A 16,209-nucleotide genomic window follows, 5' to 3' on the forward strand; every position below is an offset into this window, starting at 1 on the left:
TTCCTCACTTTGGCCGATTCGCCGACCAGACGCCGAGCCTTAGCGTGAGACCTACACCGCACGCCCCACTCTGAGGAGACACCCGCACATGAGCGAATCCCCCACCTCCAGACCCGACTCCAGACCCACCTCTGCGCCCACGCACGCCCCCACACCGGCAGGCGCAATCGCCGCACGTGCGCTCGGTGTCAGCAAGATCTATGGCACCGGCGAAAGCCAGACCCGCGCCCTCGACACCATCGACCTCGACATCGAGTCGGGCTCCCTCACTGCCATCATGGGTCCGAGCGGTTCGGGCAAGTCGACCCTCATGCATGTCTTCGCCGGGCTCGACTCCCCCACCCATGGCCGCATCAGCATCGGCGACGCCGACATCACCGACCTCGACGACAACGCGCTCACCCTGCTTCGACGACGCAGCCTCGGCTTCGTCTTCCAGGCCTTCAACCTCGTACCCACCCTTTCGGTCATGGGCAATGTGACCCTCCCCTTCGAACTCGACGGCCGTCGCCCGAGCGCACTCGAACTCGCCTGGGTGCGAGAGCTGCTCGCCCGGCTCGGCATCGGGATGCTCGAGAGCCGTCGCCCGCATGAACTCTCGGGCGGCCAGCAACAGCGCGTAGCGATCGCCCGCGCGTTGGCCATGCGCCCCCAGCTCATCTTCGCCGATGAGCCGACCGGGAACCTCGACTCGAAGTCGAGCCGCGAGGTACTCGGCCTGCTCAGGGATCTGACTCGGGAATACCAGCAGACCGTTGTACTCGTGACGCATGACCCCGTGGCAGCCTCGCACGCCGACCGCGTGATCTTCATCGCCGACGGGTCGATCGCCCACGATGTGCGCACCGTCGATCTCGGGCCTGAACCCGCGAAAGCACTCTCTGACGTCATCCTGAGCCTCGAGGTGAGCGCGTGATCGCCCTCGCCTTCCGTGAGCTCTGGCATGGCGGCAGGCAACACACCTCGAGCCTGCTCGTCGCCTTCATCACCTCGGTGTTCGCCACCATGATGATCGAGATGGATATTGTGCTCCGCGTGCAGTCGGTAGGCGGGCAGTTCATCAAACACGGCTACGTAGTGCTCCTGCTCGACGTTCTCGACGTACTCTTCTTCTTCGTCGCCGTCTTCGTCGCGTGCATCGTCACAGCGAACACCTTCGGCATCATCATGGCGGGCCGCGCCAAACACATCGCGCTCATGCGACTTCTGGGCGCGTCGGCCGGCACGTTGCGCGGTGCGATCGCAATCGAAGGTGCGGTCGTCGGCTTCGTCGGCGCTGCCGTCGGGCTGGTCGTCGGGCTGGTCGTCACCCAGATCAGCTACGGAGCACTCGTCACATCGGGCACCTTCGTCAACACGCCCATCAGCACGCTCTCACCCCTTCTCGTCGCTCCGGTGATCGTCGGAGTCGTGAGCACAACCGGAGCTGCGTGGTTCGGTTCGCGCAAGATTCTCGGCGTCTCCCCGATCGAGGCGACTGGCGCAACCCAGGAACCTCGAATCGTGGCCGTCTCAGAGATGCCCAAGCGACTCCGCACCCTCATCATCGCCAGCTTCTTCGGAGGAATCGCACTCCTTATCGCAGGTGTGGCCATCGGCCTGAAGACGCCCTTCGGCCTGCTGGTCGCCGCTCCCGGCGGTGCTCTCAGCTTCGTCGGTTTCGTGCTCGGTTCGACATTCTTCATTCCGGTGCTGCTGAAGGCGGCAGGCCGACTCACCGGATCCTCGACCCCGAGCGTACTCGCGAGTGCCAACGCTCAGAGGTACCCCGCGAGATCAGCGCGGTCGACCATCGGTCTCGTGATCGGCGTCACCCTCGTCACCATGTTCTCGGTTGCCGGACAGTCCTTCTTGACGCAGACCAGCGTCGTCGTCGCAGCGGCAGCGAGTGCCGACGCCGCAGATGCCGACGGGGATCGCGCCTTCCTGCAACTCACCATGGGCATCCTGACCGTTCTGATCGGCTTCTCGCTCGTGATCGCCGCGATCGGGCTTGTCAATTCACTGTCGCTCAGCGTCATCCAGCGCCGCCGCGAGATCGGGCTTCTGCGAGCGCTCGGTTTCACGAAGCAACAGGTTCGGATGATGATTCTCGCGGAGAGCATCCAACTGACCGTCGTCGGCGCAGCGACCGGCCTCGTGCTCGGCATCTTCTACGGCTGGGCCGGGGTGCTCGCCGCAATCGCGAGCAACCACCACATCGGCGGGTTCTTCTGGCCGACAATTCCCGGCTGGATCATCATCAGCATCGTGGCCGGGGCAATCGTCCTAGCAATCGTGTCGTCTGCTGTTCCGGCGCGCTCAGCAGTGCGGGTCTCACCCGTGCGGGCCCTCGCGATCGAATGAGACGGGTCGCCCGGGGTTAGAGTCAGAAGTCAGGCCCAGAGTGAGAAGTCAGGCCTAGAGTCAGAAGTCAGGCCTAGAGTCAGAAGACATGGACTGGATCGCAGGGCTGCTGCCCACCATCGTCGCCGTGGCCGCTCTGGCCGCGGTCGCAGTCGCCGGGCTGCTCTTCGCACGCGTTCCGCGAGCGAGTGCGCCGGTCCAGGCGATCCTGCGTGGAGCCCTGCAACTCGCCGCGCTGAGTCTCGTGCTCAGCGGCATCATCAGCAATCCCGTCTGGGTCGCGCTCGGGCTCGTGATCATGTTCGTCGCTGCCGTGTGGACCGCCTCGCGCCGCATAAAGGCAAACAGCATCACCACGAAGAGCACTCACACGAACAGCACTCACACGACCGTGCGTCAGGTCGCATCGATCGCGATCGCCATGCTCACCGGCAACGTCGTGGTGCTGGTCATCGTCTTCGCTACAGGTGCCATCGAATTCTCACCGCGGTACGCCCTGGCGATCGGCGGGATCGTCATCGGCAACACCATGAGCATCGCCACACTCACCGGCCGAGGCTTCCACGCTTCGGTGCACGATCATTGGGATGAGGTCGAAGGCTGGCTCGCCCTCGGTGCCCGGCCCATCGAGTCGACCCGCCAACTGGCCCGAACAGCGATCTACTCAGCTCTCGTTCCCTCAATCGACCAGACGAAGACGACGGGGATCGTCGTTCTTCCCGGCGCGTTCGTCGGAGCGATCTTCGGCGGCGCATCACCGCTTGAGGCAGGTCGCTTTCAGATCGTTGTGTTGGCCGGCATTCTCGCCGCGGGAACACTCACCTCCGTGCTGTTACTCCGGCTGATCGGTGCTGTGACACTGAAACCTGAAGCTGAGACGTTCGGTCGCCGCGAACGCACCAGTTGACTCCAGGCCCGGTGCTCAACCGGCCAGTACACAACCGGCCCGATACCCAACTGGCCCCGACACTACCGGCCCGGTACCCAACTGGCCCCGACACGAGCCCCGACCAGACGGGCTCTCCCGGACAGTGGCGGTCGATCCGGCAATGCCAGTGGCGGTCGATCCGGCAATGCGATTGGTGTCGAACAGCGGCGTTACCCCTGTTGGCAATACCATTCACCTGACGCATCTTCCGTGCGTCACATGATGAGGGAGCACTACTGCCATGAATTTCTGGGATGTCGTCGGAGTTTTCTTCTGGAGCTTTGTATTCATTTCCTACCTGATGATCCTGTTCTCCATCATTGGCGATCTGTTTCGTAACCACAAAACGCCCGGCATCGTGAAGGCGATCTGGTTCATCTTCCTCATCTTTGTTCCCTTCCTCACGGCATTCGTCTACCTGATAGCGAATGGACGCGGCATGAGCGAACGCCAACTCGCCGCCCAGCAGAGCGCGAAGAAGCAGGCCGACGACTACATCCGCCAGGCTGCCGGCTCATCGCCGACCGACGAGGTCGCGAAGGCGAAGACATTGCTCGACTCAGGTGCAATCACCCAGGCCGAATTCGACAAGGTCAAAGCCGGCGCACTCTCCCGGACTGCTGCTTAAGCACACAGCAATACGGGCACACAGCAATACAGCATCTGTCACGTCAGCAGAGTCACAGCGTTCGCCAGAGCGACGCTGTGACTCTGCTGTTTAACGGAGGGAATCGTGGAAGGCCACGAATCCGCCAACGATATACTCGGAAGGCGTATTCACGCTGAATTGAAGCTATCACTTTCGCTCAACGACATATATCGTTGAGTATCGTTCGCGCTACGCGTACGAGTATCGGTACTGTGGCTAAGGAGCTCATCATGGGTAAGACGTTCCCCTCAAACATGTTCGGCGAAGGCGCGTTCGGCGACGGTAAGTTCGGCGCCGGTGCATTCGGCGCAAGTACATTCGGTGACGGCAAGTTCGGCGAAGGCGTGTGGCAGGCGATGGAGCAACTTCGGTCGACGTTCGACAAGCGCGTGGGAACGCGCGTCGGCCGGGGCGACGTGCGCGAGGCAGTGCTCACGCTGCTTGCTGAGCAGCCGATGCACGGTTACCAGATCATCCACGAGATCGAGGAACGAAGCGGCGGCAGCTGGAAGCCCAGCGCCGGCTCTGTCTATCCGACCTTGCAGCTGCTCGCCGACGAGGGACTCATCGAAGCGTCTGAGTCGAACGGGCGCAAGACCTACACCCTGACTGATGCCGGTCGCGAAAGCGTAGCAAGCGCCGAATCGTCGACGCCGTTCGACACCACCGGTTCGACGGGTTCGACCGGGTCAGGCAGCTCGAGCGAAAGCAAGAGATTCGCCGCTCTTCCAAAGGCTGGCGTCGAACTCGCCCAGGCGGCCGCGCAGGTGGGTCGCACAGGCTCCCCAGAGCAGGTCAAGCAGGCCGTGACCGTGCTCGAAGAGGCACGTCGCAGGCTCTACTCGATTCTTGCCCAGGATTGACGGGGGTGCCGCCTGATCGTCAGGGCATGACTCGCATCACCTCCGGCACTACACCCGGCTCTGCATCGGGCTTCACGCCCGGCTCCACATCGGGTTCCAGACCCGGCGTTACTGTGCTGACCACCAGCCAGACGCGGGAATCGAAAGCCCGCTATCGCCGCATTCTGCGATTCGCCGGCTGGAACCTCGCTGTCACCTGGTGGTACGAACTCTTCCTTCCCCGCATCGGGCTCACCTGGATCGCCGAGCGCACGCGGTCGAAACGCATGCGCCGTTTCGCGCAACGGTTCCACGTGCTCGCGGTCGACCTCGGTGGGTTGATGATCAAGGTCGGCCAGTTCATGTCGTCCCGGCTCGACGTGCTGCCTCCGGAGATCACGAAAGAACTCGAAGGCCTGCAAGACGAAGTGCCTCCTGTTCCGTTCGCGGCGATCCGGGCGCTCGCTGAGGCGGAGCTTGGCGTGTCGCTGGCTCGTGCCTTCGCAATGGTCGACGAGACCCCCGTCGCCGCAGCATCGCTCGGACAGGCTCACCGGGCGATGCTCGGCCCACTCGACGCCGCCGACACCGGACTCCACGGCGTCGTACTGAAGGTGCAGCGCCCCGGAATCGACACCATCATCGAAGTCGACCTGGCGGCACTGCGCAGAGTCGGCGGGTGGCTCAGTCACGTGCGGCTCATTTCTGACCGGGTCGACATGCCAGCCCTCGTCGAGGAGTTCGCGCAGACCAGCCTCGAGGAGATCGACTACCTGCACGAGGCAACGAGTTCCGAGCGCTTCGCTGCGGACTTCGAAGGCGACGACCGGGTGAGCGTTCCCGCCGTCGTCTGGGAGCGCACCACACGGCGCGTTCTCACGCTGGAAGACGTCACTGCGATCAAGATCACCGACACCGAAGCCCTCATCGCGGCGGGAATCGACCCAGCCGAAGTGGCTCCGGTTTTCGCCGCGGTCATGTTCGACCAACTCTTCACGAACGGGTTCTTCCACGCAGACCCGCACCCCGGCAATATCTTCGTCACGCCGGTGGGCACGACGATGATTACACCGACTGATAAGACCACTGATGCGACCAGTGATGCCTCCACTGGCACCTCCACGGGTACTTCAGCAGATGCGCCAGCGGATGCGCCAGCAGGTGCCCCCGCGGATGCCTCCGCAGCCAGCAGCCGCCCCTGGAAGCTGACCTTCATCGACTTCGGCATGATGGGCGAGGTTCCGAGCAACACGCGTAGCGGTCTGCGAAAGATGCTGATTGCAGCGGCATCCCGCGATGGCAAGGGGCTGGTCGATGCCGTGCGCGACGTCGGCGTGCTGCTCCCCTCCGCCGACACCACCGAGCTCGAGAAGGCGATGACCCAACTCTTCGCCCGCTTCGGCGGCATGGGATTCGCCGAACTGCGCGAGGTGGATCCGCGGGAGTTCCGCGCCTTCGCCGAACAGTTCAGCGACGTCGTTCGCACCCTGCCAGTTCAGCTCCCGGAGAACTTCCTGCTGATCATCCGGGCCATGTCACTGGTCTCCGGCGTCTGCAGCGCACTCAACCCCGCATTCAACCTCTGGGACTCCGTCGAGCCCTACGCCGCAAAGCTTCTGCGTGATGAGGGCGGAAACGTAGTCAAGGACTTCGCGAAACAGGCCCTCGAGACCGCCGGAATCGCTGTGCGACTGCCGAAGCGGCTCGACTCACTCATCACCCGTTTCGAAGACGGCACCGTGGCTGTGTCGAGCCCGGCTCTCGAGAAGCGCGTTGCCCGACTGGAACGCACGGCCCGCAGGCTGGTGTCTGCTCTGTTGTTCGGTGCGCTCGTGATCGCCGGGGCCGTGCTCCACGCCAGTGACGCGGTATTCGGCACCATACTCTTGGTCGGGTCGATCATCCCGCTGCTGCATGCCCTGCTCGCGGGTCGACGCGACCGCTAAGGCCGTCACCTGAGTCATCACTCATGATGTGGAGCAGTCACGAGGTTGCGAAAGCAGAGCTGCCGAGCCAGAGTTGGGGAGACACGGCTGTAGAGACACCGCTGTAAAGACAACTCTGTAAAGACACCGCTGTAAAGACAACGCTGTAGATCCACGGCTGTAAAGACACCGATGTCGAGAGGGCTCTGTAGAAACACGGTCATAGAGCCGCTGCTGTAGATGAGCGGTTGAAGAGGCAGGATTTAGACATAGGACGGGGCGACAATGACAGAAGAAGCGTCAGCAGCAATAAAGGGGCCGGCCAGCTACTTCCCATCGATCGAGAAGAAGTACGGGCACCCGATGCAGTACTGGTTCGACCTCGTCGACCACGCTCCTGTCTCCAAGCACATGGAGATCGTCGCGTGGCTCAAGACCGAGCATGGCATGGGGCACGGCCACGCCAATGCTGTCGTCGGCTACGTCAGGGCGTTGCCGGGGAGTGAACCTCATACCGAATGACCCTGGAGGTGATTGCTCCGGCGGCGAATGATTTTGACGATTACTGATCTTGGTGATCCTTGTGATCCTTGTGATCTTTGTGATCTTTGTGATCTTTGTGATCGAGAATCCACTTGATTTCTCACCCACGCGCCGGACTACCATTCAGTGAAATGCTGTCAAACCGCGTCCTCTGAGTGCGTCCACCAGGATCGAGAGGACTTCCAGCGAAGGAGTGCTCATGGCCGGCCGATTCGTGTACTGGATGAATGTCTCGCTCGATCTCTTCATCGACAGCAAGCCGGGCGAACACAACGACCTCGAAGGCCCCGGCTGGGTTCGCCTCAGTGAGCAACTGCACCTCGAGTTCAACGCTCGTGCCCGCCGTCTTTCGATGATGGTGGAAGGCCGGATCGTCTACGAGATGATGGATCCGTTCTGGCCCGACGCGCGCACGGATGAATCGCTTCCTGCCTACGCCCGTGAATTCGGCGAAATCTGGACGGATATGCCCAAAGTGCTCGTCTCGCGCACCCGTACGACTGCTGGGCACAACACCCGCATCATCGGCGGGGTTGGCAGCGGGGTTGGCAGCGGCGTTGGTGACGGCAGCGGCGCTGGTGGCGACGGCTTGAGCGGCGGCGGCTTCAGTGGAGACGGCGCCGACAACGCGATCGCACAGCTTGCCGAGCTGCGTCAGCGGACCGAGGGAGACATCGGCATCGGTGGAGCCACACTGGCCACACAACTACTTCGGGCCAACCTTCTCGATGAGCTGCTGCTTTTCACACACCCCGTTGTACTGGGAGCCGGCAGGCCGCTCTTCGACACGTTGGACCAGCCTCTCGCCAAACCCCTCCAGCTCGACCTCCTCGAACAGGGCAATTTCGACCGCGGCGTGACGATGCATCGGTACGCCATTAGCTGAGAGTGACGCCCGAGGTGCGTTCCCGCTCACCAGTGAATCCGAATACCCGGTCTGACTGGGCCTGCAACCTAGGGTCAGGCAGGATGTACGGGCATGGCCGCTACTCTGCCCGGTCATCGAAAGTCTGGGCCAGTCTGGTTCGGGACTTCGTCACGGGCATCCAACGACGATGCTTTCGGTCGATCCAGGGTGGTGCCTTGATCTGTGGCACCCCCGCGTGCATTCGGATCTCCCACCCCGAGTGATCAATGGTTCGGTGATGGAACCAACACACCAGCACGCCGTTGTCGGTGTGTGTCGACCCACCCTCGGCAAATTCGTCGACATGGTGGATCTCGCACCACGACGCGGGGACCCGGCAACCAGGAATCACGCAGCCACCGTCACGCAGGGTTATCGCTCGCCGTTGCCGACCGTCAAAACACCGTTGCTCTGCACCGAGGCTAACGATGCGCCCATCGTCTGCCAACACGACACGCTGCACCCCGCCGGCACATACCAGCTGACGAGCAGTACGGCCCGAAAGTGGAGCGTCGCTGCCATCGACCCAGCCCACTCCGGCACCGGCCATGAGGTCAGACTCGCGAACACTGACCACGACGGTCGCCGGCGCCCCTCCGATCGACGGGGTGTCTGCCGAGCGGCTCGCGCTGTCGAGGATCGACAGGAACACATCGTGTTGTATCTGCACCCGCGACCTATCATCGGCCAGAGCACTGAATTCTGCTTCCGCGGTATCGGAATCCGCTTCGCCGGCAGCATCAGCACAAGACTTAGCGGGATCGGCAACTGCGGTACCTGCAAATGCGGTATCGGCACCTGCGGTGCTGGCTGGTGCAGTCTCGGCAGGTGCGGAATCGCACAGAACGGCCTCGGCCGGGAATGAAACAGCACTCGTCACAGGCGAGAGGTAGGCGTCGAATAGGCGCTGCAACCGGGCAGCGGCCTCGGGCAGCAATACTCCGGAGAGCGGCACACCAGCAGAAGTCGCTCGACCGAGTTTGAGCGACCGATGGCACATGGCCCGCTCTTCGTCGGGTTCGACACCGTCAGGATCGATGACCAGGCGCCACACCGCGGCCTGCAGCCGGAGGTCATCGGCTGTCGCGGGTACAGGGCACTCCACGCTCGACCCGAGCGCTGCTGCCACCAACTCAACCTCGGCAGCATCGACGGCAACCTGATCAGCTCGCAATGAAGGAACCGAGAGCCCACCCACTATTGCGCTGGCCGCATCGACGCAGACGTCGGCATTCTCCAGCGCCGAACTGAGCATCGAGAACCGAGCAGGAAGCGTCTGACCGGTCATCGAGACCGCCGGCCTCACGGCCTCGCCCACTCGGAGAAGTCTGGCCGCTGTGGCGGAGGAGACGCGGGTGATGCGCTGCAGCAGCTCGGCGGCGTTTCTGCACCCCTTGCATGCACTGAGGCGTTCGCCACCCAGCTGCGGACGTGACCGTTCGCCGATCTCACCAGCAAGGGCGATTTCGATGGAGCCGCACGCTCGCCCAACCTCGGCCACGGACGCGGTCAAACTCAGCAGTTCGTCGTCGGCCAACAATCGTGCATCAGACGACCCGGCGCTGAGCCTCTCGCGACACCGTCTCAGCAGCACGCCGGCGGCATTGAGATCAGCAGTCAGCTGCTCGTCTTGCCTGTCTGCGTGGGGTCGGTTCATGAATCCATTTTCGCACATATGTTCGAGTAAATCTCACTAAAACGACGGTTTTCTGAATCTGTGGAGAACTTCTCTCGCCCCTTCCCGGTGTGCGAGTGGCAAGAATGTGCCAGTGCCATGAGTGCACGGGTGGCATGATCGTGCAATGAGCGATGTCGAAGTCAAGCGCCTGGTTGCCGGCGACGAGGCGCTTGCCGCCTCCTCGTTCACGATGATGGCCGCCGTCTTCGAAGAACCCAGCGTCCCACTCGACGATTCGTACATCAAGAACCTTCTCCGGAGTGATTCCTTCTGGGCAATCGCTGCGTTCCGTGGGCCCGAGGTAGTCGGCGGGCTCACCGCACACACCCTTCCGCTGACGCGAACCGCTCAGTCCGAGGTCTTCGTCTACGATCTGGCGGTTCACCACGACCACCGGCGACAGGGCATCGCAGCGCGTTTGCTTCACGAATTGCGCGCTGCCGCGGCGCGAGAGGGCATTCTCGACATCTTTGTCGCGGCCGACAACGACGACGCAAGCGCCCTCGACTTCTACCGGGCACAGGGGGCGACAGGTACGCCGGTGACCTTCTTCAGCTTTACCGAGGCGCGAGCATCCTGAGCCGGTTGCAGAAGCACCGCGAAGACTCGGAGGAATGGCACGACAACAACCGCCACAGCCCCACCGCCACAGCCCCACCCAAACCACAGCCGAGACCACAGCCACAGCCAGCCACAGCCACCATTCGGACTACACCGCTAGCGTCGCAGTATGAAGCGCAGCCGAATCGTCCCCGAGGAACCGAAGCCCGGCCAGGAGTCCGTGTGGGACTACCCGCGGCCTCCCCGCATCGAACCCTCCACCGAGCGAATCGTCATCGTCTTCGGCGGTGAGACCATCGTCGACACAACTGATTCGGTTCGTGTGCTCGAGACCAGCCATCCGCCGGTCTACTACCTGCCCAGAGCTGCGTTTCGCTCGGGTTCGCTGTCGGATGCCCGTGGCCAGTCGTTCTGCGAGTTCAAGGGTCTCGCGGGGTACCTGTCGGTGCACGGCGGTTCGCAGACTGCCCCGAGTGCGGCCTGGTACTACGCCGACCCGTCGCCCGGGTACGAATTGCTTGCCGGCAGAGTCGCTGTCTATCCATCGGCCATGCAGCAGTGCACTGTGGGCGGGGAGGTCGTGACGAGCCAGGAGGGAGACTTCTACGGTGGCTGGATCACCTCCCGGGTCGTCGGCCCGTTCAAGGGGGCGCCGGGCACCCTCGGCTGGTGAATCCGGCGACGCGAACAATTAATCGGGTCGTCGATTGGGAGCCAAGCATCAGTTTCACTCACAGGCGATAGGCCTTGTACTCGATCGGTGAGCCAACGGAGAGCGGGCCACCCTCCTTTGTTACGTGAGTTGGATGAACGAAACCGCCCAAGCGGCGACCTGCTCGATTGTGCCGTGCCCGTCTCAATCCAGGCGAACGAGTAGCTTCCTGCGTGGGTTCGACGACGGGCCGAGTTCATGTGGCCGCAAAATACGATTCCTGACGAAAGAAAAAGGCGCCACTCCCCCGTGGATCAGGGATAGTAGGCCTTCGAGCGCAGTACCCCCAGAGGGACTCGAACCCTCACTGTGTCGATTTTAAGTCGACTGCCTCTGCCGATTGGGCTATGGGGGCAACCTGTGAAGGCTACTCTTTCGAGACGGCTCCACCAACGGCGACAGGCGCACCCGCGGTCACAGGATGCCCGGCAGGAGCCGCGGCGACTGCAGGCCGGGGGCGTGAGGCGAACTCTTCGAACGCTGCTCGAGGGTGAACGCGGGCTTCGAACGAAACGATGTCACGGCCGAGGAAGAAGTTGTTCACCCATCCTCCGACGACGCGGAGCTTGCGCTCCCAGCTGGGCATAGCCAGTCCGTGGTAACCGCGGTGCATGAACCAGGCGGGGAGGCCCGTGATGCCGATCTTGCCGGACTGGAAGGCACCAACGCCGATGCCGAGGCTTGCGACAGCTCCGGCGTTCTTGTGGAAGTAGTCCTTCACGTCTTCGCCCCGCAGCTCGGCGACGAGGTTCTTCGCGAGCTGCTTGCCCTGGCGAACGGCGTGCTGGGCGTTGGGCACACAGAAGCCACCGACTCCGCCGCCCGAGAGGTCGGGCACGGCCGAGACATCGCCGGCACCCCAGGCGTCTGCGACAACACCGTCGTCGTTGATGACGCGGAGGTCGGGCTGCAGGCGCAGGCGACCACGTTCTTCGATGGGGAGGTCGGTGTTCTTGAGCATGGGGCTGGCCATGACACCAGCGGTCCAGACGATGAGGTCGGATTCGAAGCTGTCGCCCGTCGAGAGTTCGATGACTCCGCCTACGGCGGACTTGAGCTGCGTCTCGAGGTGGATCTCGGCGCCGCGCTCAGCCAGGTTCTGGATGACCCAGCCCGCGGTCTTCAACGAAACCTCGGGCATGATGCGGCCCATCGCCTCGATCAGGTGGAAGTGAGTGTCTTCAAACGCGAGCTCGGGGTACTTGTCAAGCAGCGCGCTGGCGAACGAACGCATCTCTGCGAAGACCTCGATACCGGCGAACCCGCCGCCCACGACGACAAACGTCAGAAGGCGGTCGCGCTCTGGGCCCTCTGGCAGCTGCGAGGCCTTGTCGAAGTTGGTGAGGATGCGGTCACGAATTGCCGTGGCCTCTTCGATGGTCTTGAGGCCGATCGCCTCGTCGGCAACACCCGGGATCGGGAAGGTACGCGAAACGGAGCCAGCGGTGACGACGATCGTGTCGTACTCGAGCTCGTACGGCTCGCCGATGTTCGGAACGATGGTGACGACCTTGTCGGCGTGGGTGATCTTCTCGACCTTGCCCGCGATGATCGTGGTCTTCTTCAGATGGCGGCGCAATGAGACCACGGCGTGACGGGGCTCGATCGAGCCAGCCACGACCTCGGGGAGGAAGGGCTGGTACGTCATGTAGGGAAGCGGGTCGACGATGGTGACCTCGGCCTCCCCGGATCGCAGGGCTTTCTCGAGCTTCCAGGCGGTATAGAAACCGGCGTAGCCGCCGCCGACGATCAGGATTTTGGGCACAGTAAAGGATCTCCTCAGTGAAGGTACAGCCATTAGGCTACTACCTCCGCGGCACGCACCCAGACGGTTGGGCCCAGGCACAGCCACGGAGCTGTTCAATGGCCCGCACTGGCCTCAGCTATACAGAATAGTCGATGCACTCGCAAATGAGGGGCGACCAGTCGCCTCTGGCCAGTGCCAGGTCGCCGATCGGGTTCACTCCGGGGCCAGCAGCGAGGGCGTGAGCGGCAAGGGCGTGCAGGCATTTGACGCGTACCGGCATGCCCCCGGCGGAGATCCCAGCGATCTCGTCGACCACCGCGATGGTCTCGCGATCGGCGATGTACTGCGCATGTGCGGCCTGGTATTGCTCGCGAATCGCGTCGTCGGTCGCAAGGAGATCCTGCAGCACGGGCATCACCTGGGTTGCCTCGAGGTCGGACATCGCGGCTGTCGCTGCGGGGTGGCTCAGGTAGTACAGCGTCGGGAACGGCGTATTGTCATCGAGCCGTGGTGCGGTCGCGACGACGGTCGGAGCACCACACACACACCGCGCGGCGATTCCGAGCACATTGCGCGCCGGGCGCCCGAGCTGGGCCGAGACCGTGGCGATGTCAGCAGTGCTGGCCGGGTCGAATGGGGGTGTTGTCATTGGGAATTCCCGGTCGTTGTCTGAGTGCCTGTACTGGTCTGAGTGCCTGTACTGGTCTGCGCGCCTGGCTGAGTACCGAGTTGCGTACCGAGCTGGTCGGGAGTCTGGTTACTGAGCCCGGCGGTCATTCCTGACGCGAACAGCGTGGCCAGCCAGTTGGTGTCGGTCGACTGGATGCTCGTACTCACGGGTGCCGCGGCCGCTCCGCCCGACGTGGTCGTGTCGTTCAGGATGAGAAAGCTCGTCTCGCCGGGCATGACGAAATACAGGCGGTCGCGGGCCAGAGCGCGAACGTAGGCCGGGTCACTCCACCGGGCAACATCGGCATTCAACTCGGTGTTCTTCGCCTGCGCCTGCTGGACCTGGCTCTGAAGGTCGGCGATCTGCTGCCGCTGCTCGAAGAAGGCACGCGCTCCAGGAGCTACGACAACGACGAACAAGACCAGCACGATGAGCATGAGCACGGTGAAACCGGAGAACCGGATGCTGCGCAACCAGTTCGTCGACCCGGCCAGACCGGCAACTCCGAGAGATGCTCCGGAGGAATTCGTGCTGGAGCCGCTCGCCGCACCAGTGACGCCGACCGACTTTCGCGGCTTGCCATCAGCGGGCGAGGCGGACCGTGCTCCGAGAATGGGGGGCCGCATGTTCTTCCTCGCTTTCGCTGGTTGAGTAACGGGCTTCGCCGCTACTCAACCAGCGATATCAACCACCGATTTCAGCTACAGGTTTCAGCCCTTGAAGCGAGGGAATGCCGAGCGCCCTGCGTACACAGCACCCTCAGCAAGCTCTTCTTCGATCCTCAACAGTTGATTGTACTTAGCGACCCGCTCGCTTCTGGCAGGCGCACCGGTCTTGATCTGACCCGAGTTCGTGGCGACCGCGAGGTCGGCGATCGTGGTGTCTTCGGTCTCGCCGGAGCGGTGAGACATCATCGTGGTGTAGCCCGATCGCTGCGCGAGAGAAACGGCGTCGAGGGTCTCGGTGAGCGTGCCGATCTGGTTGACCTTGACGAGCATCGAGTTGCCGGCGCCGAGCGAGATGCCCTTGGCCAGGCGAACCGGGTTCGTGACGAACAGGTCGTCACCGACGATCTGGACCTTGCCGCCGATGGAGGCGGTGAGGTGCTGGTAGCCCTCCCAGTCGTCCTCCTCGAGCGGGTCTTCGATCGAGACGAGCGGGTAGTTGGCCAGCAGCCCTTCGAAGTAGGCGCTCAGTTCGATGGCGCTGGTGGCCTTGCCCTCGAACTGGTAGGCACCATCGCGGTAGAACTCGCTCGCCGCGACATCCATCGCCAGAGCGATGTCTTTGCCGGGGGTGAAGCCCGCCTTGGTGATCGCTTCGAGAATGAGGTCGAGCGCTGCAGCGTTGCTGGAGAGGTTCGGCGCGAAGCCGCCCTCGTCGCCGAGGCCGGTCGACAGGCCCTTGGCGCTCATGAGCGACTTGAGGGCGTGGTAGGTCTCGACTCCCCAGCGCAGGGATTCGGCGAACGTCTCTGCGCCGATGGGAGCGATCATGAACTCCTGGATGTCGACGTTCGAGTCGGCGTGTGAGCCACCGTTGATGATGTTCATCATCGGAACGGGAAGCACGTGCGCGTTCGGGCCGCCGACGTAACGGAACAGCGGCAGGTCAGCGGAGTCTGCAGCAGCGCGTGCAACAGCGAGCGAGACACCCAGGATGGCGTTCGCGCCCAGGCGGCTCTTGTTCTCGGTGCCGTCGAGGGCGATCATTGCGCCGTCGACGAGGCGCTGGTCGCTTGCTTCGAAGCCCTCGAGGGCCGGGCCGAGCTCGTCGATGACAGCGTCGACGGCCTTCAGTACGCCCTTGCCGAGGTAGCGGCTCTTGTCGCCGTCGCGCAGCTCGTAGGCCTCAAAGGCTCCGGTGGACGCACCGGACGGAACGGCAGCGCGGGAAACCACGCCGTCGTCGAGCAGAACCTCGACCTCGATGGTCGGGTTGCCGCGCGAGTCAAGAATCTCGCGAGCGCCTACGGCTTCGATCAATGCCACTGGATTGTCTCCTTGGGTTTGTAGATGACGAACGGGTTTATACAGGACGAACGGGTTTGCAGAGGAACGGACGACTTCACACTGATGGTCGGCTTCACGACGACCGACACGCGCACGGTCATCCGCCGCCCAGTCTAACGAACCCCTGCAAACACCCGGGGTCGAAACCCGCAGACCGTGTGCGCAGTCAACATCAGGAGATCGAAGGGGAGGAGAGTCGACCTTCTCAGGCTGCGAGTTCCTGAACCCCGATGCGATCGCCGATGAGGTCGGTGGCCTCTGCGAGGACGCCGAGTTCGCGGGTGGTGAGATCGGCGAAGAGCGGTTCGAGGGCGGCTCCGAGGCGGTACCGCCAGTCGTTGAGTGCGTTCTGGCCCTTGGGTGCGATTGCGATCTGCCATGCCCGTGCGTCAGAGCTGTCGGCGATTCGCTTGATCCACTCGACCTCGTTGAGGTTTGCGACGATCCTGGTCATCGTGGGCTGGCTCACGCGGCTGGCCAGAGCCAGTTCGCCGATGCGCATCGGGCCGGCCGAGGTGAGAACGCTGAGCGTTCGCCACGCTGCGGGTGAGGTAGATTCTCCTGTGGCCTGTGCTGCAAGACGGGTGAGACGGTGGGTGACCGTGACGAGGTCACCGAGAAGTGTGCTGAGTTCGTGTGTGTCGAGATCGTATTGGTTGTTCACTTAAGTAATTGTATAGCCGAACTAA

Annotated in this window: 16 protein-coding genes and 1 tRNA gene; 10 read left to right on the top strand and 7 right to left on the bottom strand. The window is 63.2% G+C overall.

Annotated elements, in window-relative coordinates; translation table 11 throughout:
- Positions 1–88: 88 nt before the first annotated feature.
- The 8 genes from KPL76_RS14020 to KPL76_RS14055 all read left to right on the top strand — a co-directional run bounded on the left by KPL76_RS14020 (position 89) and on the right by KPL76_RS14055 (position 8,119).
- Positions 89–916 carry an ABC transporter ATP-binding protein gene (locus KPL76_RS14020; protein ID WP_216334143.1) on the top strand — a complete coding sequence of 276 codons (828 nt, stop codon included), beginning with the start codon at positions 89–91 and terminating at the stop codon, positions 914–916.
- Positions 913–2,346: an FtsX-like permease family protein gene (locus KPL76_RS14025; protein ID WP_216334144.1), complete on the top strand. Its 1,434-nt coding sequence runs from the start codon at positions 913–915 to the stop codon at positions 2,344–2,346. The genes KPL76_RS14020 and KPL76_RS14025 overlap by 4 nt, the downstream gene beginning before the upstream one ends.
- 88 nt (positions 2,347–2,434) lie before the next feature.
- Positions 2,435–3,253, top strand: a complete 819-nt coding sequence (locus KPL76_RS14030) for an ABC transporter permease (RefSeq protein WP_216334145.1) — start codon at positions 2,435–2,437, stop codon at positions 3,251–3,253.
- Between the two features lie 262 nt (positions 3,254–3,515).
- Entirely contained in the window at positions 3,516–3,902 is a 387-nt protein-coding gene (locus KPL76_RS14035) for an SHOCT domain-containing protein (RefSeq protein WP_216334147.1), read from the top strand.
- A gap of 275 nt (positions 3,903–4,177) precedes the next feature.
- Positions 4,178–4,786, top strand: coding sequence for a PadR family transcriptional regulator (locus KPL76_RS14040; protein ID WP_371733964.1), 609 nt, complete (start codon positions 4,178–4,180; stop codon positions 4,784–4,786).
- Between the two features lie 26 nt (positions 4,787–4,812).
- A complete protein-coding gene (locus tag KPL76_RS14045) occupies positions 4,813–6,711 on the top strand; it encodes an AarF/ABC1/UbiB kinase family protein (RefSeq protein WP_216334150.1) in 1,899 nt (632 codons plus the stop codon).
- Positions 6,712–6,975: 264 nt separating this feature from the next.
- Positions 6,976–7,212 carry a DUF4287 domain-containing protein gene (locus KPL76_RS14050; RefSeq protein WP_216334151.1) on the top strand — a complete coding sequence of 79 codons (237 nt, stop codon included), beginning with the start codon at positions 6,976–6,978 and terminating at the stop codon, positions 7,210–7,212.
- Between the two features lie 220 nt (positions 7,213–7,432).
- The gene (locus KPL76_RS14055) at positions 7,433–8,119 is read left to right on the top strand and encodes a dihydrofolate reductase family protein (protein WP_216334152.1); all 687 of its coding nucleotides are present in this window, start codon (positions 7,433–7,435) and stop codon (positions 8,117–8,119) included.
- 100 nt (positions 8,120–8,219) lie between these two features.
- Here KPL76_RS14055 and KPL76_RS14060 read toward each other — a convergent pair whose 3' ends face one another.
- Positions 8,220–9,797, bottom strand: a complete 1,578-nt coding sequence (locus KPL76_RS14060; protein ID WP_216334157.1) for an HNH endonuclease signature motif containing protein — start codon at positions 9,795–9,797, stop codon at positions 8,220–8,222.
- A 145-nt stretch (positions 9,798–9,942) separates the two neighbouring features.
- Between KPL76_RS14060 and KPL76_RS14065 the strand changes: the two genes are divergently transcribed.
- Positions 9,943–10,398 carry a GNAT family N-acetyltransferase gene (locus tag KPL76_RS14065; RefSeq protein ID WP_216334159.1) on the top strand — a complete coding sequence of 152 codons (456 nt, stop codon included), beginning with the start codon at positions 9,943–9,945 and terminating at the stop codon, positions 10,396–10,398.
- A gap of 150 nt (positions 10,399–10,548) precedes the next feature.
- Positions 10,549–11,052: a DUF427 domain-containing protein gene (locus tag KPL76_RS14070; RefSeq protein ID WP_216334160.1), complete on the top strand. Its 504-nt coding sequence runs from the start codon at positions 10,549–10,551 to the stop codon at positions 11,050–11,052.
- A 320-nt stretch (positions 11,053–11,372) separates the two neighbouring features.
- Here the strand turns inward: KPL76_RS14070 and KPL76_RS14075 are convergent.
- The 6 genes from KPL76_RS14075 to KPL76_RS14100 all read right to left on the bottom strand — a co-directional run bounded on the left by KPL76_RS14075 (position 11,373) and on the right by KPL76_RS14100 (position 16,184).
- Positions 11,373–11,446, bottom strand: a tRNA-Leu gene (locus KPL76_RS14075).
- A 12-nt stretch (positions 11,447–11,458) separates the two neighbouring features.
- Positions 11,459–12,856, bottom strand: coding sequence for an NAD(P)/FAD-dependent oxidoreductase (locus KPL76_RS14080; protein WP_216334161.1), 1,398 nt, complete (start codon positions 12,854–12,856; stop codon positions 11,459–11,461).
- A gap of 118 nt (positions 12,857–12,974) precedes the next feature.
- Positions 12,975–13,487, bottom strand: a complete 513-nt coding sequence (locus KPL76_RS14085) for a DUF501 domain-containing protein (RefSeq protein WP_216334162.1) — start codon at positions 13,485–13,487, stop codon at positions 12,975–12,977.
- Positions 13,484–14,134, bottom strand: a complete 651-nt coding sequence (locus tag KPL76_RS14090; RefSeq protein WP_216334163.1) for a septum formation initiator family protein — start codon at positions 14,132–14,134, stop codon at positions 13,484–13,486. Before KPL76_RS14090 ends, KPL76_RS14085 begins: the two co-directional genes overlap by 4 nt.
- A gap of 84 nt (positions 14,135–14,218) precedes the next feature.
- On the bottom strand, positions 14,219–15,499 hold the full coding sequence (gene eno, locus KPL76_RS14095; protein ID WP_216334164.1) for a phosphopyruvate hydratase: 1,281 nt from the start codon (positions 15,497–15,499) through the stop codon (positions 14,219–14,221).
- Positions 15,500–15,725: 226 nt separating this feature from the next.
- The gene (locus KPL76_RS14100; protein ID WP_216334165.1) at positions 15,726–16,184 is read right to left on the bottom strand and encodes a MarR family winged helix-turn-helix transcriptional regulator; all 459 of its coding nucleotides are present in this window, start codon (positions 16,182–16,184) and stop codon (positions 15,726–15,728) included.
- Positions 16,185–16,209: the final 25 nt, after the last annotated feature.

Origin of the sequence: Subtercola sp. PAMC28395, assembly GCF_018889995.1 — a bacterium.
Classification (GTDB): Bacteria; Actinomycetota; Actinomycetes; order Actinomycetales; family Microbacteriaceae; genus Subtercola.

Excerpts from the sequence above, each read along its gene's own strand:
- KPL76_RS14020 (WP_216334143.1), top strand. The coding sequence starts at position 89 with ATGAGCGAATCCCCCACCTCCAGACCCGACTCCAGACCCACCTCTGCG.
- KPL76_RS14030 (WP_216334145.1), top strand. The coding sequence starts at position 2,435 with ATGGACTGGATCGCAGGGCTGCTGCCCACCATCGTCGCCGTGGCCGCT.
- KPL76_RS14035 (WP_216334147.1), top strand. The coding sequence starts at position 3,516 with ATGAATTTCTGGGATGTCGTCGGAGTTTTCTTCTGGAGCTTTGTATTC.
- KPL76_RS14040 (WP_371733964.1), top strand. The coding sequence starts at position 4,178 with ATGTTCGGCGAAGGCGCGTTCGGCGACGGTAAGTTCGGCGCCGGTGCA.
- KPL76_RS14045 (WP_216334150.1), top strand. The coding sequence starts at position 4,813 with ATGACTCGCATCACCTCCGGCACTACACCCGGCTCTGCATCGGGCTTC.
- KPL76_RS14050 (WP_216334151.1), top strand. The coding sequence starts at position 6,976 with ATGACAGAAGAAGCGTCAGCAGCAATAAAGGGGCCGGCCAGCTACTTC.
- KPL76_RS14055 (WP_216334152.1), top strand. The coding sequence starts at position 7,433 with ATGGCCGGCCGATTCGTGTACTGGATGAATGTCTCGCTCGATCTCTTC.
- KPL76_RS14060 (WP_216334157.1), bottom strand. The coding sequence starts at position 9,797 with ATGAACCGACCCCACGCAGACAGGCAAGACGAGCAGCTGACTGCTGAT.
- KPL76_RS14065 (WP_216334159.1), top strand. The coding sequence starts at position 9,943 with ATGAGCGATGTCGAAGTCAAGCGCCTGGTTGCCGGCGACGAGGCGCTT.
- KPL76_RS14070 (WP_216334160.1), top strand. The coding sequence starts at position 10,549 with ATGAAGCGCAGCCGAATCGTCCCCGAGGAACCGAAGCCCGGCCAGGAG.
- KPL76_RS14085 (WP_216334162.1), bottom strand. The coding sequence starts at position 13,487 with ATGACAACACCCCCATTCGACCCGGCCAGCACTGCTGACATCGCCACG.
- KPL76_RS14090 (WP_216334163.1), bottom strand. The coding sequence starts at position 14,134 with ATGCGGCCCCCCATTCTCGGAGCACGGTCCGCCTCGCCCGCTGATGGC.